Consider the following 21,409-nt stretch of genomic DNA (forward strand, 5'->3'; position numbering starts at 1 on the left):
GGAGCAGACCGTGCTGCTGATCAACTGCCCCTGGTGCGGGCCGCGTGACGAGACCGAGTACCACTACGGGGGCCAGGCCCATGTGCCCTACCCCGGCAACCCCGCCGACCTCGACGACCGGCAGTGGGCCGAGTACGTCTTCTACCGCGACAACACCAAGGGCCCCTTCGCGGAGCGCTGGATGCACAGCACCGGCTGCCGCCGCTGGTTCAACGTCCTGCGCGACACCGTCACCAACGAGATGCTCGCCGCCTACCGGCTCGACGAGCCCCGCCCCGAACCGCAGCAGGCCGCAGCGCAGGCCGTCGCGCAGGCCGGAGGAAAGCGATGACCGATCAGTCCGAGCAGGAACACCGGCTGCCGACCGGCGGCCGTATCGACCGCGCCTCCGTGCTCCGATTCAGCGTGGACGGACGGGAGTTGACCGGTCACGCCGGCGACACCGTCGCCTCCGCGATGCTCGCCAACGGCGTCGTGAACGTCGCCCCGTCCCTGTACCGGGGCCGGCCGCGCGGCATCGTCTCCGCCGGGGTCGAGGAGTCCAACGCGCTGATCCAGGTCGAGAGCCACTGCTCCGAGGGCATGCTGCCCGCGACGATGGTGGAGCTGTACGACGGCCTCACGGCCACCACGCTCTCCGGCATGGGCCGGCTCGACCCGACGCCGGACACCTCGATGTACGACAAGAAGTACGTGCACACCGACGTCCTGGTGATCGGCGCGGGCCCGGCCGGGCTCGCGGCCGCCGCCGCTGCCGCCGAGTCCGGGGCCCGCGTGATCCTCGTCGACGACCAGGCCGAGCCGGGCGGTTCGCTGCTCTCCGGGCGCGCCGACACGGTCGCCTCGCAGCCCGCGCTCGACTGGGTCGCCGACGTCCGCGCGGCCCTGGACGCCGCGTCCGAGGTCACCGTCCTCCCCCGCACCACGGCCTTCGGCAGCTACGACGGCAACTACGTCCTGGCGCTGCAGAAGCGCACCGACCACCTGGGTCCCGAGGCGCCGCAGGGCGTGTCCCGGCAGCGGCTCTGGCACATCCGGGCCCGGCAGGTGGTCCTCGCGACCGGCGCCCACGAGCGTCCGCTGGTGTTCGCGGGCAACGACCGGCCCGGCGTGATGCTCGCGGGTGCCGTGCGCACGTACCTCAACCGCTATGCGGTGGCGGCGGGTTCGCGTGCCGTGGTGGCCACCACCAACGACAGCGCGTACGACACGGTCGCCGATCTGCACGCCGCCGGGGTCGAGGTCGCCGCCGTCGTGGACGCCCGCCCCGAACTGTCCGCGCGGGCCGCCGAGTCGGCGTCGGCGACCGGGGTGCGGGTCCTCACCGGCACCACCGTGGTCGACACCGCGGGCCCGGACCGCCTCACCGGCGTCACCGTCCAGGGTCTCGACGCCGACGGTCAACTCACCGGTTCCGCCGAGGAGTTGGACTGCGATCTGCTCGCGGTCTCGGGCGGCTGGAGCCCCGTCGTCCACCTGCACTCGCAGCGGCAGGGCAAGCTCCGCTGGGACGATGACCTGGCGGCCTTCGTGCCCTCCACCGTCGTACGGGACCAGCAGGTCGTCGGCGCCGCGCGCGGCACGTACGGGCTCGACGGCTGCCTCGTCGAGGGCGCCCGCGCGGGTGCCCTGGCCGCCACGGACGCCGGGTTCCCGGTGCCGGTGCCGCCGGTCGACGCGGTGCGGCCCGCCGTGGCTCCGACGCGGGCCGTGTGGCTGGTGCCCGCGCCCGGCGGCGGCGATCCCGGTACGTGGGACACGCACTTCGTCGACCACCAGCGGGACGTGACGGTCGCCGACGTGTGGCGCTCCACCGGCGCCGGTATGCGCAGCGTCGAGCACGTCAAGCGCTACACCTCGCTCGGCACGGCCAACGACCAGGGCAAGACCTCCGGCGTCAACGCGATCGGCGTGATCGCCGAGGCGCTCGGCGCGGGCGCCTCGCCCGGCGAGATCGGCACGACCGCCTACCGCGCCCCGTACACGCCGATCGCCTTCGCCGCCCTCGCGGGCCGGGAGCGCGGCGAGCTGTTCGACCCGGAGCGCTGCACGTCCATCCACTCCTGGCACGTGGCGAACGGCGCGGAGTTCGAGGACGTCGGCCAGTGGAAGCGGCCCTGGTACTACCCGAGGCCCGGCGAGGACATGGACCGGGCCGTGGCGCGCGAGTGCCGCGCGGCCCGCGAGGGTGTGGCGTTCATGGACGCCTCCACGCTCGGCAAGATCGAGATCCGGGGCGCGGACGCGGGCGAGTTCCTCAACCGCGTCTACACCAACGCCTTCAAGAAGCTGAAGCCCGGCATGGCCCGCTACGGCGTGATGTGCAAGCCGGACGGCATGATCTTCGACGACGGTGTGACCCTGCGCCTCGACGAGGACCGCTACTTCATGACGACCACGACCGGCGGCGCCGCGAACGTCCTGGACTGGCTGGAGGAGTGGCTGCAGACCGAGTGGCCCGAGCTCGACGTGCACTGCACCTCGGTGACCGAGCAGTGGTCCACGATCGCCGTGGTCGGCCCGAAGTCCCGCGAGGTGATCGCCCAACTCGCCCCGGACATCGACGTGTCCAACGAGGCCTTCCCGTTCATGGCCTTCCGCGAGACGACGCTCGCCTCCGGCATCCCGGCCCGGATCTGCCGTATCTCGTTCTCCGGTGAGCTGGCCTTCGAGATCAACGTCTCGGCCTGGTACGGGCTCACGGTGTGGGAGGAGGTCGACGCGGTCGGCCGGCCGTACGACATCACTCCGTACGGCACCGAGACCATGCACGTGCTGCGGGCCGAGAAGGGCTTCATCATCGTCGGCCAGGACACCGACGGCACGGTCACCCCGCAGGACGCGGGCATGGACTGGGTGGTGTCGAAGCGCAAGGACTTCGTCGGCAACCGCTCCTTCGTCCGCCCCGACACGGCGCGCACGGACCGCAAGCACCTGGTCGGCCTGCTGCCGTCGGACGGGACGACACGACTGCCCGAGGGGGCCCAACTCGTCGCCCAGGGCGTGCCGTTGACGCCCGAGGCGGGTCCGGTGCCGATGCTCGGCCATGTCACGTCCAGCTACCACAGCGAGGCACTCGGCCGCCCGTTCGCGCTCGCGCTCGTGGCCGACGGGCGCCATCGCATCGGCGAGACCGTGCTCGCCCCGGTCGGCGACACGCTGGTGCCCTGCCTCGTCTCCGAATCCGTCCTCTACGACCCCGAAGGGACCAAGCGCGATGGCTGAGCCGACCACCGCAGGACCGGCGGCCCTGCGCCGCAGCCCCCTCGCGCACCTGGAGGAGCGCCTTCGCGCGGCGACCGTCACGGGCCCCCGTGGCGTCTCGCTCGCCGAGTGGCCGTACATCTCCATGGTGAGCGTGCGCGTCGACCCGGATGCGGAGGCGGCGGCGCGGATCGAGAAGACCCTGGCGACGCCCCTCCCCCGCACCTGCGGCGAGACCACCTCCGCCGGTCCGCACACCGTGCTCTGGCTCGGGCCGGACGAGTGGCTGGTCGTGTCGCAGGCCGAAAGCCCGTCCCTGACCGCCGAGTTGACGGAGGCGCTCGGGGATGACCCGGGCGCGGTCGTGGACGTCTCGGCCAACCGCACCACGCTTGAGCTCTCCGGCCCCGCCGCCCGCGAGGTCCTGGAGAAGGGCTGCGTGCTCGATCTGCACCCGCGCGCCTTCGGCCCCAGCCGGGCCGTCGCCACGCAGGTCGGGCCGGTGCCGGTGATCCTCTGGCAGACCGACGAGGCACCCTCGTACCGGCTGTTCCCGCGTTCCTCGTTCGCCGACTACCTCGCGCGCTGGCTGCTCGACGCCATCGACGAGTACGCGCAGCCCGAGGTGACCTGATGGCGCTCAGCGCGTTCGACCTGTACTCGGTCGGCATCGGCCCCTCCTCCTCGCACACGGTGGGGCCGATGCGGGCGGCCCGGCGCTTCGTCGGGCTGCTTGAGGACGACGGGCGACTGGCCCAAGTGGACCGAGTCCAGGCGGAGTTGTACGGATCGCTCGGCGCCACCGGGCACGGGCACGGCTCCGGCAAGGCGGTCGTGCTCGGCCTGGAGGGCGAGGACCCGGCCACCGTGCACACCGAGCGGTCCGACGACCGGGTGGCCGAAGTGCGGGCCGACGGGCACCTGTTGCTCGGCGGCAAGCACCGGGTCCGCTTCGACAGCGACGCGGACCTGGTGCTGCACCGGCGCAAGTCGCTGCCCGCGCACCCCAACGGCATGACGTTCCGGGCGCTCGCGGCGGACGGCCGGGAGCTGGCCGCCAGGACGTACTACTCGGTGGGTGGCGGCTTCGTCGTCGACGAGGCCGCCACCGGCGCCGACCGCGTCGTGGAGGACACCACCCAGGTCCGGTTCCCCTTCGGCACGGCGGGCGCGCTGCTCGAACTCTGCGCCCGCGAGGGCCTGTCGATCAGCGACGTCATGCTCGCCAACGAGGGGGCCTGGCGGAGCGAGGACGAGACACGGGCCGGGCTGTTGCACCTCTGGTCGGTCATGCGGGCCTGCGTGGACCGCGGCTGCCGGCGCGAGGGCGTTCTTCCGGGCGGCCTGCGCGTGCCACGCCGGGCGCCCGGCCTCTTCCAGGAGTTGAGCGCGGGCTCCGGGGAGCGGGACCCGCTGCACGTCATGGACTGGGTGAACCTGTTCGCCCTGGCCGTCAACGAGGAGAACGCCTCCGGCGGCCGTATCGTCACCGCCCCGACCAACGGCGCGGCCGGCATCATCCCGGCCGTACTCCACTACTACGTGCGGTTCGTGCCCGGCGCGAACGACGAGGGCGTGGTCCGCTTCCTGCTCACGGCGGCCGCCATCGGCATCCTCTTCAAGCAGAACGCGTCCATCTCCGGAGCGGAGGTCGGCTGTCAGGGCGAGGTCGGCTCGGCCTGTGCCATGGCGGCCGGGGCGCTCTGCGAGGTGCTCGGCGGGACGCCCGCGCAGGTCGAGAACGCCGCCGAGGTCGGCATCGAGCACAACCTCGGCCTGACCTGCGACCCGGTCGGCGGGCTCGTCCAGATCCCGTGCATCGAGCGCAACGCCGTCGCCTCGGTGAAGGCGATCAACGCCGCCCGCCTGGCGCTCGCCGGGGACGGCACCCACAAGGTCACGCTCGACAAGGCCATCAAGACCATGCGTGACACCGGCCGCGACATGAAGGACAAGTACAAGGAAACCGCCCGCGGCGGCCTCGCCGTCAACGTCATCGAATGCTGAGAATCCCGAGATTGCTGAGGCCATGACCGAACACGTCCTCACCCTCGACTGCCCTGAGTCGCCCGGCATCGTCCACGCCGTCTCGCGGTTCCTCGTCGAGCACGACAGCGACATCATCGACAACCAGCAGTTCGGCGACCGCCGTGACGGCCACTTCTACATGCGGGTGCGGTTCTCCACGCCCGGCGGGGGCTCCACGGCGGAGCAGATGCGCCGGGACTTCGAGGCCGTGGCCGCGCCGCTCGCCATGCGCTGGAACCTGGAGCCGGTCAGTACCCGGCGCCGTGTCCTGATCATGGTGTCCAAGTACGACCACTGCCTCAACGACCTGCTGTTCCGCACCCGCAGCGGGGATCTGCCCATCGACGTGGTCGCGGTCGTCTCCAACCACCGCGACCACGAGGGGCTCGTCGACTGGCACGGCATCCCGTTCTTCCACGTGCCGGTCACCAAGGCGGACAAACCGCAGGCTGAGGCCCAACTCCTCTCCCTGGTCGAGGAGTTCGAGGTCGACCTGGTCGTCCTGGCCCGCTATATGCAGGTGCTCTCCGACGACCTGTGCAGGCACCTGGCCGGTCGGGTGATCAACATCCACCACTCGTTCCTGCCGAGCTTCAAGGGCGCCAAGCCGTACCACCAGGCACACGACCGCGGCGTCAAACTCGTCGGCGCCACCGCGCACTACGTGACCGCGGACCTCGACGAGGGCCCGATCATCGCCCAGGAGGTCAACCCGGTCGACCACAGCCACACCCCGGAGGATCTCGCGGCGATCGGCCGCGACGCCGAGTCGGCGGCGCTTGCCCGCGCGGTCCGCTGGCACTGCGAGGGCCGGGTGTTCGTGCAGGGGAGGCGGACCGTGGTCCTTCGGTAGGGGCCCGCACCCCGTTGAGTGCCGGCACGCTGCAGCGTGCCGGCACTCAGCCATGCGGGCTGAAGGACCAGCCCCTCCGGGGATCAGCGTGATTCCTCCGCCGCGCTGCACACCACGCAGGTCAACTGCCGGGCCGGGCGGTCGTGGACGACCTTGCCGGGGTTGGCCGCCTCGCGGATCTGGAGCGGCTCCGTACGGACGTGCGCCGTGCAGACGGCGGCGCCGCACAGTCGGCACACGGCGACCGCGTCCGAGGTGAGGCCCTGGTTGACGCATTCGTAGCAGTTCATGCCCACCACGCTCCTCCTACCCGAAGACGTCCCGCGGGGGGACAGAACTCTCGGGCCGTTCTGATGTGTCCGGCCCGAGAGATCCGTACTCAATTCAGCAGAGCCCTGCCTGCCTACCAGAAGTGCGGCCGACCGCCGACCGCGTGTCCGAATGCTCCGAGGAGCCAGAGAACCGCCCCGATGGCGACCAGAACCACGCCGATCGTCGTGAGCAGAGAGATGCCGGCAATCAGGCCGATGGCCAGCAGAATCAATCCGAGAATGATCATTTCCGCCTCCACACCTCGGAGTCACTTCCAGTATGCGCCGACGCCACCGGGCCGCACCGGCGTCCATGCCGTCAGTCCTCGGACCGCGGCACGAGCATGAGGCCGCGCGGGTCGGACGTGACGCACGGCCGGAAGCCCTCGGAGATCCGGTCGAGGAGCGAGCCGAGCCACCGGTGGTCCTCCGCCGAGGCGCGGCTCAGGCTCATCCGGCGGGCCTGCAGCGGGACGATGCGCAGTTGGATCAGCCGGCCCGTGTCCGGGTCGAGCGAGACGAGGTGGAGGAGCCGCAGGTCGTCGCGGTAGCGCTCGTACCCGGTGATGCCCTCGTAGTCGTTGATCAGGTCGCCGCAGCCGTACAGGACGAGTCGCCCGGCATACACCTCCGGCGGGCGGACGTGGTGCGAGGAGTGGCCGTGGACGAGGTCCGCGCCCGCGTCGATCAGGGCGTGCGCGAAGGCGACTTGGTCCCGGGTCACGTCGTAACCCCAGTTGGAGCCCCAGTGGACCGAGACCACCGCGAGGTCCCCGGCCTGTTTCAACTTCCTTACCCGGCCGACGACTTGGGCCCGGGCAGCGGTGGAGGTACCGGCGACGAAGCTCACCCCGCTGCGGCCCTCGCCCGCCGCCCAGTCGTTCGGGATGCCGCTGGAGGGCATGCCGACGGCGAAGACCAGGAGCCGGTGGCTCGGGTCGAGCGGGACGGTCGCGGGCCGCTCGGCCGTGGTGGCGTCGCGGCCCGCGCCCGCGGTGCGCAGTCCCGCGTCGGCGAGCGAGTCGAGGGTGTCGGCGAGGCCGACGCGGCCGAAGTCGAGGACATGGTTGTTGGCCAGCACGCAGACGTCGGGCCGGGCGGCCGTCAGGCAGGGCAGGTTGGCGGGGTGCATGCGGTAGTGGATGGCCTTGTCGGGGGCGAACCTGCCGGCGCTCGTGACGCTGGTCTCCAGGTTGACGAGGCGGGCGTCGGGCGCGGCGGCGTCCAGGACCTCCAGGGCGTCGCCCCACGGCCAGGCGAAGTCGACCGGGCGCGGCACGGGTCCGGCGATGGCCTCGGCGAGGCTGACGTAGTCGCGGGCATCGCGCACGTAGCCCTCGCGCAGTTCGGGGTCGCCGGGGTGCGGCAGGATCTGGTCCACGCCGCGGCCCAGCATGACGTCGCCGCAGACGAACAGCGTGATCATTGCGGGCCCTCCGTCGGTCGGCCGCACCCCTGCCAGTCGGTCGCCGCGCCCCTGCCACCGGGACCGGCGGTCAGTCCACGACGCTGATCAACGCCAGGGTGATGTTGTCCGGGCCGCCCGCGTCGATGGCCGACTTCCAGAGCGCGAAGGCGGCCCGTCCGCCGTCGCTGCTGCGCAGCACGGCGTCCAGGCGGTCCTCCTGCACGGGGTCGGTGAGGCCGTCGGTGCAGACCAGGTAGCGCTCGCCGGTGCTCAGCGGTCGGGTGCTGACGTGCGGGCTGATCGCGGTGAAGCTCGGGGCGCCGCCGAGCGCCTGGGTGAGCACCGACGTGGTGCGCCGGCCCGGTGGCATCGGCGGGTTGTCGTCGACGGTGAGTCGGTGCAGCATCTCGTGTCTGCTCGTCACGTCGAGCACTCTGCTGTCGCCCACGTTGAACACAAGCAGGTCCCGTTCGAGCACGACGACGCCCGCGACCGTCGTCCCCATGGCCGTCAGATGCGGGTCTCCGTCGGCGGCCGCGTACACGGAGCGGTTGCAGACGTTCAGGGCGTCCTTCACGGCCTGTTCGCTGTCCAGGGTGGTTCCGAGCGAGGCCAGGTGCCGGACCACGAGGCTGCTCGCGACCTCCCCGGCGGGCTGGCCTCCGATGCCGTCGGCGACCGCGACGACCAGCGGCGTGCCGAGCGGGAACCCCAGTGTCTGCGGGTTCTCCGTCACGGTGGCGCACAGCGTCCACGGCCCGACGGCCAGACTGTCCTCGTTGTGCTCGCGCATGAGCCCCGGGTGGCTCAGGGCGGTGACCGTCACATACGGCATCTTCCTCCCGCCTCTCCGCACCGGCGGGCGCGTTCCGCGGTCTCGACTCCATTGTCGCCCCGCGGGCGGCTGGGGGCTCAGCGGGTGTTGTGCGGGTGGTCGTGGGGTACCCCCTGGGGGCTCCGCCCCCGGACCCCGGCTCCTCATGCGCCGGAGGGGCTTCCCTTGCCGTCGTTCGGCTTTCTCGCCGTCGTGGCTGGTCGCGCCCCGCGGCGGAGCCGCACATGTCACAGCCCCGCGCCCCTGGAGGGCGCCCGCGCTTCCGGTGTGCCATTCGCCGTGAACGGAGTCAGGCCGGGGGTACGGGTAAAGAGCAGGGCGGGTGCGTGTGCCCGCCGGGACCCGCTGAGATGGGGCGAGCAGCCATGCTGTTCCACGACCGTGAGGATGCGGGGCGGCGCCTCGCCGAGGCAGTGCGCCACCTGAAGGGCGAGCGGCCCGTCGTGCTCGGTCTGCCACGGGGCGGAGTGCCGGTGGCGTTTGAAGTGGCCCGAGCTCTCGACGCCCCGCTCGACGTGATCGTCGTACGCAAACTCGGTGTCCCCCACCAGCCGGAGCTGGGCTTCGGGGCGATCGGCGAGGGCGGCGTGCGGGTGCTGAGCGAGGACATCGTGCGGCACGCCGGGGTCGACGCGGACCAGATGGCGGCGGTCGAGCAGCGCGAGGGGCTGGAGCTGCGGCGGCGGGCCGTGCGGTACCGCGAGGGGCGGGACCGGGTGCGGGTCGAGGGGCGTACGGCCGTCGTGGTGGACGACGGGATCGCGACCGGCGCGACGGCCGCGGCGGCCTGCCGGGTCGCACGGGCGCAGGGCGCGGCCCGGGTGATCCTCGCCGTGCCGACGGCGCCCGCGGACACGGCGGAGCGGATGCGTGCGGTGGCCGACGAGGTGGTGTGCCTGTCCGCGCCGCACCTGTTCGGGTCCGTGGGCGAGTGGTACCGGGACTTCTCGCAGACCTCCGACGAGGAGGTGATCGCCCTGCTGTCCCGGGCCGCGGCGGCCCACCCGCATGTGACCGGGGTGGGCGTCGAGGTCGCGGAGGAGCTGGAGGTCGTGGTGGACGCCGGGGCGGTCCGGCTCGCCGGGGACCTCGCGCTGCCGGAGGGCGCCGAGGCCGTGGTGATGTTCGCGCACGGCTCGGGCAGCAGCCGGCACAGCCCGCGCAACCGCTGGGTGGCGACGGCGCTGCGCGACGCCGGTCTCGGCACGCTCCTCTTCGACCTGCTCACCCCGGACGAGGAGGGCGACCGCCGCAATGTCTTCGACATCGACACCCTGGCGGACCGGCTGCTCGGCGCGACGCGCTGGCTGCGCGAGCGCGAGTCCCTGCCCATCGGCTACTTCGGCGCCAGCACGGGTGCCGCCGCCGCACTGCGGGCCGCCGCGGGTGACGCGGCGGTCGGCGCGGTGGTGTCGCGCGGCGGCCGGCCCGACCTGGCCGCGCCCCGCCTCGGCGACGTGGAGGCGCCGACCCTGCTGATCGTCGGTGGCGACGACTCGCTCGTCATCGACCTCAACCGGGCCGCGCAGGCCGAACTGCACTGCGAGAACCGGCTTGAGATCGTCCCGAGGGCCACCCATCTCTTCGAGGAGCCCGGAGCCCTCGACCAGGTCGCGGACCTCGCGCGGGACTGGTTCATCCGGCACCTGACGTCGGCGGGCGACCGTCCGGGGCCGGTCCACATCGTGACGCCGTAGCGATCATCCGGGCGTCAATCTCCTTGTGTACGAGGGAAGTTGACCTCGCACGTCCTGTTGACATGGTACAGACCAATGCGGTTGAGTGCGGCCACCCCCACAAGCCCCCACCGCAAGGGAGTCACCGATGTCGAGGACTCGCATCGTGGCCGCGCTGGCTTCGCTCATGGCCGCCTGCGCACTGTTCATTGTCATGCCCATGACCTCGCAGGCCGCCCAGGTCAAGCCCGACGCCGACCAGGGCAAGGCAGCCGAATTCATCGTCAGCAAAGCGCAGTTCGAGCAGATCTACCCGAACCGCAACGCCTTCTATACGTACGAGGGCCTCACCGCCGCGCTCGACGCGTACCCGGCGTTCGCCAACACCGGCAGCGACACGGTCAAGAAGCAGGAGGCCGCCGCGTTCCTCGCCAACGTCGGGCACGAGACCGGCGGCCTGGTGCACGTCGTCGAGCAGAACGAGGACAACTACCCCCACTACTGCGACGCGAACCAGCCCTACGGCTGCCCCGCGGGCCAGGCCGCGTACTACGGCCGCGGGCCGATCCAGCTGAGCTGGAACTTCAACTACAAGGCCGCCGGTGACGCCCTCGGCATCGACCTGCTCAACGACCCGTGGAAGGTGGAGAAGGACTCGGCCGTCGCCTGGAAGACGGGCCTCTGGTACTGGAACACCCAGTCCGGCCCCGGCACGATGACCCCGCACGACGCGATGGTCAACGGCGCGGGCTTCGGCGAGACCATCCGCGCCATCAACGGCAGCCTGGAGTGCGACGGCGGCAACCCGGGCCAGGTGCAGAGCAGGGTCGACAACTACAAGCGCATCACCGGCATCCTCGGCACCACGCCGGGCGACAACCTGACCTGCTGACGTTCACCCCTGGCGCGCAGCCGCCGCGTACGGATCCGGCCGGGCACCGCGCCCGGCCGGATCCGCGCGTGACCACCGCTCCCAGCCCTCCCTAACTCCCCCTGAACACAGGGGAGTTGATAGGATTCCGGGCGCCGAAACCGGGGGTGAGGGGCACATGACCGCGGAAGAGGAGCCGCCCGCCGGCGGACAGGTCGGCGGACAGGTCGGCGGGCAAGTCGGCGGGCAAGTCGGCGGGCGGATGCGGCATCTCGCCCAGGAGGTCGAGAAGATCGCGGCCGAGGCCCGGATCGGGGCACGCAGGGCGCAGCGGCGCAGCAAGCTGTGGAACGCCACGTACATCTGTCTCGGCTTTCCGGCCGCCGTGCTCGCCGGGATCTCCGGTGCAGCGGGGCTCGCCTCGGCCGGAGCGCGGGTACCGGCGGCGATCCTGGCCCTGCTCTCGGCGGGCTTCTCCGCCGGGTCCACGTTCCTGCGCGCCGACGCACGGCAGATGGCCAACCTCCGTCGCCGCTACGCCTGGCAGCGCCTGGAGACCCGCGCCCGCCTCGTCCTCGCGCACGAGGCGTACGAAGGAGTCGAGCGACTGCACACCGCCCTGGTCGAGTTGCTGGAGCTGCGCGCCGCGATTCCCTCCAGCGCCCTCGTCCTGGTCGAGTCGGTGCCGCCCCAGCCCCAACCCCCGATCGGCCCGGCAACACCTCCGGCACTACCGGGCCCGCAGGGCGAACCGTGAGGCACGCGCCTGACCCCGCCCCCCCCCCGACCGCGGTTGCGAGGTGCCGGTGGAGCGTCGAGTGTTGATCTGCCGGTACGACGCGGGGGAGGGCAGGAGGAAGACATGTCCGGAAGCACGCCTCACCCGTCCCACCCGCACGCCCACACGGAGCACCCGCACGGCCACCAGGAGAGCAACGCGCTCGCCTCGGGCGGTGTCATGTTCGCCGGTGTCCTGCTGATGCTGGAGGGGATGTTCTCCGCCATCGCCGGCATCTCGGCCATCGCCAAGGACGACGTGTACGCCCGGCTCGGCGACTACGTCTTCGAGCTCAACCTGACCAGCTGGGGCTGGATCCACCTGGTCGTCGGTGTGATCGCCTTCATCACCGGCGCCGGACTGCTGAAAGGCGCCGCCTGGGCCCGCACCCTCGGCGTGACCATCGCGGCGCTGGTCGTACTGCTGCAGTTCCTGTGGCTGCCGTACCAGCCGATCTGGTCCCTGGTGACCATCGCCCTCGCGGTCTTCGTCATCTGGGCGCTGTGCACCGACACGGGCCGTGAGCCCGCCCCGCACATCGACTGACGTGGCCCGGAGACGAAGAGGCGCACACCTCCCTGACCTGCCGCCGAAGGCGGATCGTAGGCTGAGCCCATGACTGACGCGCTTGCACCGACGACTCCCGATGCCGCCTTCGAGATGCTGATGGCGGGCAACCAGCGGTTCGTGACCGGGGCGCCCTCGCACCCCAACCAGGACGCCGCACGCCGCACCGAGACCGCGCCGGGGCAGAGCCCGTTCGCGGTGATGTTCGGGTGCTCCGACTCCCGCCTCGCCGCGGAGATCATCTTCGACCGGGGCATCGGCGACCTGTTCGTCGTCCGCACCGCCGGCCAGGTCCTGGGCAACGAGGTCCTGGGCAGCATCGAGTACGGGGTGAGTGTGCTCGGCACTCCGCTGGTCGTGGTCCTCGGACACGACTCCTGCGGCGCCGTCGCCGCCGCCCGTGCCGCGGTGGAGGACGGCGCGGCGGCGGAGGGCTTCGTCCGGGACGTCGTCGAGCGCGTGACGCCGAGCGTGCTGGCCGCGCGGGCGGCCGGGCGGACGAGCGAGAGCGAGATCCTGCACGAGCACATCCGGCGCACGGTGGACCTGCTGCTCGACCGTTCCCACCTCCTCGCGGAGCGGGTCGAGGCGGGGCAGGTGGCCGTGGTGGGCCTCGCGTACCAACTCTCGGACGGCACCGCGCAGTTGATCGCCTCCCGGGGCCTGAGCGATTCGGTCACGAAGGCGGCCTGAGCGCGCGCGGACGCCGGCCCGCCTCCGTCAGGCCGTACCGGTGGCGGGCCAGCCCTTCCCAGGGGTCGGTGTCGAGACGGTCACCGAGGTCGGTGACCGTCCAGCTGCGGGCCGTGAGACCCGGTGTGTCCCGGTGTCCCCGGCCATCAGCCGACCTTGCTGCCGGCCAGCGGCGAGGTCGGTCCGCCCGCGCCGTGGCGCAGTCCGTGCAGCAGCTCCTCGACCGTCTCGATCGCGGTGTGCCGGGGTCGCCAGCCGAGCCGGTCGCGGGCTCGTCCGCAGTCCATCAGCGGCAGCCGCAGCACCGCGTCGAACAACTGCGGAGACGCCGGTACGAGATGCAGGCCCCAGGCCGCCGCGAGGGTGGAGCGCGCGGCCTGGGACGGCATCCGGACCAGACGGGCGTCGAACAGCTCGGCCAGGGTCTCCGCGTCGAGCGGCGGCTGTGCGGCGAGGTTGAACGCGCCGCGCGCATCGGAGTGCAGGGCGAGCCGGTAGGCCTCGGCGGCGTCGTCCGTGTGCAGGGCCTGCACCCGTAGGCCGGGGATGTCCGGAAGCAGCGGCAGCCGTTCGGGGCGGGCCAGCGGGCCGGGGACGAAGCGACCGGCGAACAGCCTGCGCTGCCGGCTCGCCGACTGCTCCTTGAAGAGGAACGCGGGCCGCATCCGTACGATCCGGGTCTCCGGGCGCTGCTGCTCCACCGCGTCCAACACCCGTTCCAGATACGCCTTCTCACGGCAGTACGCGGCCTCCGGCCAGCCGTGCGTCGGCCAGGACTCGTCCACGGCGTGGTCCTTGGGGCCGGGTGAGTACGCGGCGACGGACGAGGCGTGCACCAGCGTCGGCACGCCCGCGGCCAGCACGGACCGGAAGAGGTGCAGGCTGCCGAGGACGTTGGTCCGCCAGGTCAGCGCGGGGTTGCGGGTGGGCTGGAAGCGCCAGGCGAGGTGGACGACCGCGTCCACGCCGCGCAGATGGTCGCCGAGTGCGTCCTCCGCGGCGAGGTCGACGGCCGCCCACTCGGTCTTCGGGGGCGACCAGTCCGGGACACGGCGTGCCATGCCGAGGACCGAGCCGACCCGGGGGTCTTCGGCGAGGGCCCCGACCAGGCTCGTCCCGACGTTGCCGGTGGCGCCCGTGACGGCGACCCGCAGGGCGCTTGCTGTGTTCATGGTCCCGTCCTCCCGTTCCGCAGCCGGTGCACACGCCGGGTTCCCGTACGAGCGCCGCGCACACGCGTGGGGCCCGTAGGGGAGGCCTCAGAGGCGCCCGGGAGCGTCCTGCAGCGTCCTGGAGCGCACGACTCGCGGTGCGGCGCGTGCGGAGGACAATGGCTAGGAGAGACGACCTGTGCTTCGGACGAGAGCGCGATCGGGAACGGCCGGCCGCCCCCGGAGTCTCAGCCGGGTCCCCGCGCTGTTCCTCGCGCCCCTCCGGCCGCAGCGTTGAGGAGCGGATGCTCATGCTCACCGACCGATCTGCCCAGGCAGGACGGCCTGGCACCCGCCGGCGCTCCCGTCGGCGCCGGCACGACGACGCCCCGGACACCCACCAGGCCTTCACCCGCCTCCACGGCCTCGCCCCGGGGCCGGAGCACGACGCGCTCTGCGAGGAACTGTTCGAGGCCTGGCTGCCGATGGCCCACCGCATCGCCGGCCGCTATCACGGCAAGGGCGAGGCCCTCGAGGACCTCCAGCAGATCGCCGCACTCGGCCTGCTCAAGGCCATCAAGGGCTACGACCCGCGCCGCGGCCCCTTCGAGCCGTACGCCGTGCCCACGATCAGCGGCGAGATCCGCCGCCACTTCCGCGACCACACCTGGGACGTGCACGTGCCCCGCCGTATCCAGGATCTGCGCAACACGGTCCGCGTCGCGCACCGCGAACTGTCCCAGCGGCCCGGCAGCCCCGAGCCGACCATCCGGCAGCTGGCCCGGCACACCGGCCTCTCCGAGCAGGACGTCCAGGAGGGCCAGCAGGCGCTGAGCAGTTACAGCGCGCTCTCCCTCGACGCGGAACCCGACCGTGAGGACGGCGTCTCCCTGGCCGACACTCTGGGCACCCCCGACCCCTCGTACGACCTCGTCGTGGACCGGCTCGCGGCCGGGTCCAGCATCCGGCACCTGCCGCTCAGGGAACGGACCATCCTCTATCTGCGGTTCTTCGAGGGCCAGACGCAGAGCCGGATCGCCGAGGAGATCGGCGTCTCCCAGATGCAGGTGTGCCGGATCCTCGCGCAGACCTGCTCGCGCGTACGGGAGGAGGTCGCGGGCGGCGGGGACGAGCAGTGCTGCCGCACCGATTGAGCGGGGAGACCGGTGCCGGTCGGGGGCCGGCCGTCGGCCTTGCCTGGCGCCGGACATCAGCACCGGGCCCAGGGCGCTCCCAGTTCGGCGTAGCCGGTGAGGGTGTCGGCGCCGGCCGCGACGAGTCCGTCGATGCCGTGCACGACACGGCGGACGGCGCCGTCGGTGCCGCCGGGCCGGATGCTCCACGCCTCGGCGGGAAGGGCGCTCGGTTCGCGTGCGGTCCTGACCGCCTCGACGACGCGGCCCCGAGGGCGTGACGTCCCTGGGCTTCGCGGACAAGGTGGCGTCGTACCGGCCGGCCCCGGGGCGGTACGAGGTGACGTCCGTGCTCGCCTGACCTGCCCGGGCCAGGCCACGCGGCGCCTACCGGCCCCGGGAGGCCAACGTCGATCTGCGGACGACGAGTTCGGGCTGCAGCACCACGTTCCGGTGCCGGTGGGGCTCGTCGCGGCCCAGCGCGTCGATCTCTTCGAGGAGCAGCTCGGCGGCCAGGGTTCCCATGGCGACGGCGGGCTGCCGTACCGAGGTCAGGGGGACAGCGGCCGCCGAGGCGAACTCGATGTCGTCGTAGCCGACGATCGCCACGTCCTCGGGGACCCGGAGGCCCGCGGCGTACATGGCCTGGAGGACGCCCAGGGCGAGCAGGTCGTTGGCGCAGAACACCGCGGTGGGCCGGTCGGCCATGCCGAGCAGCCGGGAGCCGGCGTCCCGTCCGGCGGCGACGTCCAGACGGTCGCCCGAGAGTTCACGCAGCGCCTCGGGCCCGTGCCCGGCTTCGCGCAGCGCGGCGAGGGCACCGGTGCGGCGGTCCCGTACCTGGTTGAGGGTCTCGGATCCGCTGACGTAGGCGATCGAGCGGTGTCCGGCCTCCAGGAGGTGGCGTACGGCGAGGGTGCCGCCGGTGACGTCGTCGACGGAGACGGAGCACTCCTCGGCGTCCTGCGCCACCCGGTCGACGAGGACGAACGGGATGCCGGTGCGGCGGAAGTTCTCGATGTTGCGGCCGGTGGCGTCGGCGGGGGTCAACAGGACGCCGCGGACGCGCTGTTCGGCGAAGAGGGACAGGTACTCGGCCTCCTCGCTCTGGCTCTGGGCGCTGTTGCAGGTCATCACGCCGAGGCCGACGGCCCGTGCCGCCCGTTCCGCACCGCGGGTCACGTCGACGAAGAAGGGGTTGCCCATGTCGAGGACGACCAGGCCCATGATGCGGCTGTGGCCCGCCCGCAGTTGCCGTGCCGACTCACTGCGGACGTATCCCAGCTGCTCGATCGCGGACAGCACGCGGGTCCGGGTCTCGGGGCCGACCACGTCCGGGCGGTTGATGACGTTCGACACCGTTCCGACGGACACCCCGGCGGCCTTCGCGACGTCCTTGATACCCACCGATTGAGCCATCGGGAACTTTCCTTTGGTGAGAAGGCGGAACGGGAGACAGGGGGGTTCACGCTAGCCGCTCCCGTTCCGGATCAGTCGAGGTGGAACGCCTCGCGCGGCATCGAAGGAGGTGCTCAGAAGTCGTAGTCGTCGACGTTGTCCGCGTCGAGCACCGTCGGCTTGCCGAGGTTGACCACACCGTCCTTGCCGATGGTGAACTCGCCCATGTCACCGGCCCGGTAGGCCCCCAGGTTTGCCGGAGATCCGGCCCGACTCCAGGGCGACGGCCGTGTGGGCGGCGAGGGCTCCGAGCTGGGCCGGGTCCCAGAGCTCAAAGTTCCCGCAACGCCCTGCTCTGCCAACTGACCGCCGACGCCACGGGTCTGCCGGTCGTCGCGGGCCCCGCCGAGGCCACCGCACTGGGCAACATCCTCGTCCAGGCCCGCGCACAGGGCCTCGTCGGCGACCTCCCCGCGATGCGTCGCCTCCTCGCCGAGACCCAGCCACTGCGCCGTGACGTCCCGGCCGGGAACTCCTCGTCCTGGTCGTCGGCGGCGTCGCGGCTCGGCTGAGCGGAACTCGGCCCGGCCTACGGTCCGTCGCCGTCCACGGAGGCTCGGATCTGCGCGAGCCACTCCGCGCCGAGGCGCTGCCCGTCCGGGAGTTGGTCGTCCCGGTCCCAGCGCCACGTGGCGACGATGGCGAGCACCAGGATCCGGCAGGCATGCAGCGCCTCCCGGTCCGCCCCCGGGTAGTGCGCGCCGACTTCCACGGGTGCGTGCGCGAGGTCGAACTCGACAGGCCCGCGGCAACACGTCTCCAGGTCGATGAACAGCGGCCCGTTCCGCGTGCCGAGCAGGTTGCCCGGGTGCGGCTCGCCGTGCAGGAGTTGCTCGGCGCCGCCCCGCTCGACGATGACGCCCGTCCGGTCCCGCAGGGTGTCGGCGAGCAGCTCCCGGTCCGCGTCGGCGAGCGCGGGAGTCCGGTCACGGTCCGCCAGGAGGCGCAGGGCCACGTCGACGCGTTCCGTGAAGTGCGGTACGGATACGTCGAGTTGGCGCATTCCCGCGTGCAGCCGGGCGAGCGCGTCGGCGTACGCGGCCGGGGGGATCTCGGGACGCGCCACGGGTTCGTAGTACGTCCACAGGGTGACGACGAAGCCGTCCCGCTCATGGACGCGCGGCTCCACCCGAGGGTCGAGAGCGGCGACCGGGCACCCGGCTCCAGCCAGCCGCTGGGCGAGGTCGACCTCGAACTGTGCGACCTGCTGCGCCGCGGGCGCCACCCGGGCCAGGGTGTCGCAGGGCAGCAGCCGCAGGGTGAGCTTGTTCGAGTCGTGCAGCACGGTCGCGTCGTCGGCCGTCAGGCCGAGTGACGCGGCGACCGAGGTGGCCGCGGCCACCGCACGTGAGACGTCCGAGGCCCGCATCGTCGCCCGGCCCCTCCCTCCACCTCAGCCGTTCTCTTCCAGGAGCGCGCGCCGGCGTCCCGCCGAGTCGAGGATGCCCTCACCGACGCGTTCCAGGAACGTACCCACTTCGGCGAACCGCCAGGCCACGCACCTGTCGGCGCCGAGTGCCCGGGCTGCGGTCAGCGAGACCCTGGCCGATTCGAGACGCGGGTCGCGTTCACCGCGGTCCTCGCCCGCTCCCCCACAGGTAGTCGGGCTACGGCATGCGCGATCATGACCGGATGGACGCCCGCTTCGTTGCCATCGACGAGTTGACCGCACCCCCGTCCGTGGCGGTCGTGGTCGACGTCATGCGTGCCTACACAGTCGCCGCCTGGGCCTTCGCGCAGGGGGCGGAGAAGATCGTGCTCGCCGCGTCCCTCGACGAGGCCCTGGCGCTCAAGGCCCGGCACCCGGACTGGGTGGCGCTCAAGGACGGTCCGGCCGCGCCGGGGTTCGACGCCGTCAACTCGCCGGGCCTGCTGCGGTCGACCGACCTCGGCGGACGGACCGTGGTGCAGAAGACGACGGCGGGGACGGTCGGCGCCCTCGCGGTCAAGGAGGCGTCGCTTGTGCTGTGCGCCGGCTTCGTGGTGGCGGAGGCGACGGCCCGGCTCCTGCGCGCCCGCGGGTGCGACAAGGTCACGTTCGTGGTCACCGGTGAGGGCGGGAGGGCCGACGAGGATCTGGCGTGCGCGCAGTACATCGCCGGTCGGGCCGACGAGGCGGTGACGGACGCGGCTCCGTTCCTCCGCCGCGCCGCCACGTCCCGCGCCGCCACGGAGTTGACGGAGGGTGTACGGCAAGGGGTCCACCCCGACGACGTCGCGCTCTGCCTCGAACTCGACCGGTTCCCCTTCGCCCTGGTGGCGGCCCAGGAGGACACGCTGATGGTCCTCCGGGCCGCGGACTCCGCCGCCGTACACCCGGCGGGCCCCGCCGCCGTACACCCGTAGGCGCGGGGAACCGCCCGGACCGGCAGCGGCGGGGCGCCTACTGTCCGGCGATGCGTTCCTGGACCCACTCGTGGAACTCGCCGATGTGGTGCTCACTGGGCACCAGGACGCCGCCCTTGGCGTACATACGGGAGCTCATCGCCGGCTGGCAGCGTTCGCAGGCGTCGAAGTCCTGGCGGTTGACGCGGTCGAACAGCTCCACGGAACGGCTGACGTCCTTGCCGCTCTCCAGGACGTGCGGCAGGTAGAGCCAGTCGCACTCCACGACGGTCCGGTCCGCGGCCACGGGGTACATCCGGTGGAAGATCACGTGGTCCGGCACCAGGTTGATGAACACCTGCGGCCGCACGGTGATCGCGTAGTACCGCCGGTCCTGGTCCTCGGAGACCCCCGGGATACGGTCCAGGCCCTCGGAGCCGTCGACGGTGAAGCCCTTGACGTCGTCGCCGAACTCCGCGCCATGTCCCACGAAGTACTGCGCGGCGAAGCCGTCGGCGAACTCCGGCAGGACTTCGGTGAGTTCGGGGTGGATGGTGGCGCAGTGGTAGCACTCCATGAAGTTCTCGATGATCAGCTTCCAGTTCGCCTTGACGTCGTAGACGATCCGCTCGCCGACCTCGAGGTTCTCGATGTCGTACCCGCCGATGGACTCGGCGTCCCCCAGGCGCGCCACCACGTCCTGGACCACCGACGCCTCGAACGACGGCGGGTCCTCGGCCAGGCACACCCACACATAGCCGAGCCACTCCCGCACCGACACCTTCGCCAGGCCGTACTCGGTGCGGCCCACGTCCGGCATCTTCGTCAGGTTCGGCGCCGCGATCAGCTTGCCCTCGAAGTCGTACGTCCAGGCGTGGTACGGGCACTGGAACGAGCGCCGCACCTCACCCGACTCCTCGGTGCACAGCTTCGCGCCCCGGTGCCGGCACACGTTGAAGAAGGCGCGTACGGAGTTGTCCCGGGCCCGGGTCAGCAGCACGCTCTCGCGCCCGACGTCCACGGTCCTGTACGCGCCGGGCCTGCCCAGGTCCGAGGAGCGGGCGGCGCAGAACCACATCGTCTCGAAGATGCGCTCCTGCTCGAGCCGGAAGATCTCCGGGTCCGTGTAGTGCTCGCCGGGGAGAGTCGGAATCAGGCTCTCCGGAAGTCCGGCACTGGTCATCGTTCACCTCAAAGGAGCAGCTTGGACGGGCAGTTGAGAAGATCTCTACGAGTACCGGGGGCCTAGGCAGCGAGTCCGGCTGCGTGTTCGGCCGCCTCCACGACGTTGGCGAGCAGCATCGCGCGGGTCATGGGGCCGACGCCGCCGGGCATCGGCGCGACCCAGTCGGCCACCGAGGCGACGTCCGGGTGCACGTCGCCGAGCAGCCCCTCGTCGGTGCGGGTGATGCCGACGTCCAGGACAGCGGCGCCGGGCCTGACCATCTCGGGGGTGATCAGACCGGGAGAACCGGCCGCCGCGACGACGACGTCCGCCTCGCGCACGTGCTGGGCGAGGGCCTTGGTCCCGGTGTGGCACAGCGTCACCGTCGCGTTCTCCGACCTGCGGGTCAGCAGCAGCCCGATGGGCCGTCCCACGGTGACGCCACGCCCGATCACGCAGACGCGCGCGCCCGCGAGCGGTACGTCGTGGCGCCGCAGCAGTTCGACGATGCCCCTCGGCGTGCAGGGCAGCGGACCGTCGACACCCAGGACGAGCCGGCCCAGGTTCACCGGGTGGAGCCCGTCCGCGTCCTTCGCCGGGTCCATCCGCTCCAGTACGGCATGGGCGTCGAGCCCGCGCGGGAGCGGCAGTTGGACGATGTAGCCGGTGCACGACGGGTCGGCGTTGAGCTCGTCGACGACCTGCTCCACCTGCGCCTGGGTGGCGTCGGCAGGCAGCTCTCGGCGGATCGAGGCGATGCCGACCTGTGCGCAGTCGCGGTGCTTGCCGCCCACGTACGCGCGGCTGCCGGGGTCGTCGCCGACCAGCACCGTCCCGAGTCCGGGTACGACGCCGCGCTCGGCCAAGGCGGCTACGCGCCCGGCGAGTTCGGCGCGGATGGCGGCCGCGGTGGCACGGCCGTCCAGGGTGTTCGCGCTCATGTGGATCACCTT

At 72.2% G+C, this 21,409-nt stretch carries 21 protein-coding genes and 3 pseudogenes; 13 read left to right on the forward strand and 11 right to left on the reverse strand.

Annotation, left to right across the window (positions count from 1 at the left end):
- Positions 1–10: 10 nt before the first annotated feature.
- The 5 genes from RCO28_RS15975 to purU are packed head-to-tail and all read left to right on the forward strand — an operon-like array spanning position 11 to position 6,085.
- Positions 11–331, forward strand: coding sequence for a sarcosine oxidase subunit delta (locus tag RCO28_RS15975; protein WP_308941786.1), 321 nt, complete (start codon positions 11–13; stop codon positions 329–331).
- A complete protein-coding gene (locus RCO28_RS15980) occupies positions 328–3,225 on the forward strand; it encodes a sarcosine oxidase subunit alpha family protein (RefSeq protein ID WP_308941787.1) in 2,898 nt (965 codons plus the stop codon). Before RCO28_RS15975 ends, RCO28_RS15980 begins: the two co-directional genes overlap by 4 nt.
- Complete coding sequence (locus tag RCO28_RS15985; RefSeq protein WP_308941788.1) at positions 3,218–3,838, forward strand: sarcosine oxidase subunit gamma family protein; 621 nt, start codon at positions 3,218–3,220, stop codon at positions 3,836–3,838. Before RCO28_RS15980 ends, RCO28_RS15985 begins: the two co-directional genes overlap by 8 nt.
- A complete protein-coding gene (locus tag RCO28_RS15990; RefSeq protein ID WP_308941789.1) occupies positions 3,838–5,211 on the forward strand; it encodes an L-serine ammonia-lyase in 1,374 nt (457 codons plus the stop codon). The genes RCO28_RS15985 and RCO28_RS15990 overlap by 1 nt, the downstream gene beginning before the upstream one ends.
- 22 nt (positions 5,212–5,233) lie before the next feature.
- Positions 5,234–6,085, forward strand: coding sequence for a formyltetrahydrofolate deformylase (gene purU, locus RCO28_RS15995; RefSeq protein ID WP_308941790.1), 852 nt, complete (start codon positions 5,234–5,236; stop codon positions 6,083–6,085).
- Positions 6,086–6,168: 83 nt separating this feature from the next.
- On the opposite strand, the gene RCO28_RS16000 is transcribed toward purU, so the two are convergent.
- The 4 genes from RCO28_RS16000 to RCO28_RS16015 all read right to left on the reverse strand — a co-directional run bounded on the left by RCO28_RS16000 (position 6,169) and on the right by RCO28_RS16015 (position 8,639).
- A complete protein-coding gene (locus tag RCO28_RS16000; protein WP_308941791.1) occupies positions 6,169–6,375 on the reverse strand; it encodes a DUF2180 family protein in 207 nt (68 codons plus the stop codon).
- Positions 6,376–6,488: 113 nt separating this feature from the next.
- Positions 6,489–6,644 (reverse strand): DUF6131 family protein, encoded by a 156-nt coding sequence (locus tag RCO28_RS16005; protein WP_308941792.1) that lies wholly within the window; start codon positions 6,642–6,644, stop codon positions 6,489–6,491.
- A gap of 71 nt (positions 6,645–6,715) precedes the next feature.
- Entirely contained in the window at positions 6,716–7,822 is a 1,107-nt protein-coding gene (locus tag RCO28_RS16010) for a CapA family protein (RefSeq protein ID WP_308941793.1), read from the reverse strand.
- A gap of 70 nt (positions 7,823–7,892) precedes the next feature.
- The gene (locus RCO28_RS16015; protein ID WP_308941794.1) at positions 7,893–8,639 is read right to left on the reverse strand and encodes a protein phosphatase 2C domain-containing protein; all 747 of its coding nucleotides are present in this window, start codon (positions 8,637–8,639) and stop codon (positions 7,893–7,895) included.
- Between the two features lie 365 nt (positions 8,640–9,004).
- Here RCO28_RS16015 and RCO28_RS16020 point away from each other — a divergent pair, with 365 nt between their 5' ends.
- The 5 genes from RCO28_RS16020 (at position 9,005) to RCO28_RS16040 (ending at position 13,224) form a co-directional block, all read left to right on the forward strand.
- Complete coding sequence (locus RCO28_RS16020; protein ID WP_308941942.1) at positions 9,005–10,336, forward strand: phosphoribosyltransferase; 1,332 nt, start codon at positions 9,005–9,007, stop codon at positions 10,334–10,336.
- A gap of 127 nt (positions 10,337–10,463) precedes the next feature.
- Positions 10,464–11,207: a chitinase gene (locus tag RCO28_RS16025; RefSeq protein WP_308941795.1), complete on the forward strand. Its 744-nt coding sequence runs from the start codon at positions 10,464–10,466 to the stop codon at positions 11,205–11,207.
- A gap of 157 nt (positions 11,208–11,364) precedes the next feature.
- Positions 11,365–11,943: a hypothetical protein gene (locus tag RCO28_RS16030; protein ID WP_308941796.1), complete on the forward strand. Its 579-nt coding sequence runs from the start codon at positions 11,365–11,367 to the stop codon at positions 11,941–11,943.
- A gap of 105 nt (positions 11,944–12,048) precedes the next feature.
- Positions 12,049–12,510: a hypothetical protein gene (locus RCO28_RS16035; protein WP_308941797.1), complete on the forward strand. Its 462-nt coding sequence runs from the start codon at positions 12,049–12,051 to the stop codon at positions 12,508–12,510.
- Positions 12,511–12,579: 69 nt separating this feature from the next.
- On the forward strand, positions 12,580–13,224 hold the full coding sequence (locus RCO28_RS16040; protein ID WP_308941798.1) for a carbonic anhydrase: 645 nt from the start codon (positions 12,580–12,582) through the stop codon (positions 13,222–13,224).
- A gap of 146 nt (positions 13,225–13,370) precedes the next feature.
- On the opposite strand, the gene RCO28_RS16045 is transcribed toward RCO28_RS16040, so the two are convergent.
- Positions 13,371–14,396 (reverse strand): NAD-dependent epimerase/dehydratase family protein, encoded by a 1,026-nt coding sequence (locus tag RCO28_RS16045; RefSeq protein WP_308941799.1) that lies wholly within the window; start codon positions 14,394–14,396, stop codon positions 13,371–13,373.
- 290 nt (positions 14,397–14,686) lie between these two features.
- Between RCO28_RS16045 and RCO28_RS16050 the strand changes: the two genes are divergently transcribed.
- Positions 14,687–15,529 (forward strand): SigB/SigF/SigG family RNA polymerase sigma factor, encoded by an 843-nt coding sequence (locus RCO28_RS16050; protein ID WP_308941800.1) that lies wholly within the window; start codon positions 14,687–14,689, stop codon positions 15,527–15,529.
- A gap of 56 nt (positions 15,530–15,585) precedes the next feature.
- Here RCO28_RS16050 and RCO28_RS16055 read toward each other — a convergent pair.
- From RCO28_RS16055 to RCO28_RS16065, 3 genes and pseudogenes are all read right to left on the reverse strand, one after another.
- Positions 15,586–15,774: pseudogene (locus tag RCO28_RS16055) on the reverse strand (gfo/Idh/MocA family oxidoreductase); the annotation flags it as partial.
- A gap of 121 nt (positions 15,775–15,895) precedes the next feature.
- Positions 15,896–16,927: a LacI family DNA-binding transcriptional regulator gene (locus RCO28_RS16060; RefSeq protein WP_308941801.1), complete on the reverse strand. Its 1,032-nt coding sequence runs from the start codon at positions 16,925–16,927 to the stop codon at positions 15,896–15,898.
- A gap of 113 nt (positions 16,928–17,040) precedes the next feature.
- Positions 17,041–17,248: pseudogene (locus RCO28_RS16065) on the reverse strand (rhamnose ABC transporter substrate-binding protein); the annotation flags it as partial.
- Between RCO28_RS16065 and RCO28_RS16070 the strand changes: the two are divergent.
- Positions 17,245–17,478 (forward strand): annotated as a pseudogene (locus RCO28_RS16070) (FGGY-family carbohydrate kinase); the annotation flags it as partial. The pseudogenes RCO28_RS16065 and RCO28_RS16070 sit on opposite strands and share 4 nt — an antisense overlap.
- 17 nt (positions 17,479–17,495) lie before the next feature.
- On the opposite strand, the gene RCO28_RS16075 reads toward RCO28_RS16070, so the two are convergent.
- Positions 17,496–18,335 carry an aminoglycoside phosphotransferase family protein gene (locus tag RCO28_RS16075; RefSeq protein WP_308941802.1) on the reverse strand — a complete coding sequence of 280 codons (840 nt, stop codon included), beginning with the start codon at positions 18,333–18,335 and terminating at the stop codon, positions 17,496–17,498.
- Between the two features lie 263 nt (positions 18,336–18,598).
- On the opposite strand from RCO28_RS16075, the gene RCO28_RS16080 reads away from it, so the two are divergent.
- A complete protein-coding gene (locus RCO28_RS16080; protein ID WP_308941943.1) occupies positions 18,599–19,312 on the forward strand; it encodes a 2-phosphosulfolactate phosphatase in 714 nt (237 codons plus the stop codon).
- Between the two features lie 37 nt (positions 19,313–19,349).
- Here RCO28_RS16080 and RCO28_RS16085 read toward each other — a convergent pair whose 3' ends face one another.
- Both RCO28_RS16085 and RCO28_RS16090 read right to left on the reverse strand, forming a co-directional pair.
- Positions 19,350–20,474 carry an aromatic ring-hydroxylating dioxygenase subunit alpha gene (locus tag RCO28_RS16085; protein ID WP_308941803.1) on the reverse strand — a complete coding sequence of 375 codons (1,125 nt, stop codon included), beginning with the start codon at positions 20,472–20,474 and terminating at the stop codon, positions 19,350–19,352.
- A gap of 62 nt (positions 20,475–20,536) precedes the next feature.
- Positions 20,537–21,397 (reverse strand): bifunctional methylenetetrahydrofolate dehydrogenase/methenyltetrahydrofolate cyclohydrolase, encoded by an 861-nt coding sequence (locus RCO28_RS16090; RefSeq protein ID WP_308941804.1) that lies wholly within the window; start codon positions 21,395–21,397, stop codon positions 20,537–20,539.
- Positions 21,398–21,409: the final 12 nt, after the last annotated feature.

Origin of the sequence: Streptomyces sp. LHD-70, assembly GCF_031157275.1 — a bacterium.
Lineage (GTDB): Bacteria > Actinomycetota > Actinomycetes > Streptomycetales > Streptomycetaceae > Streptomyces.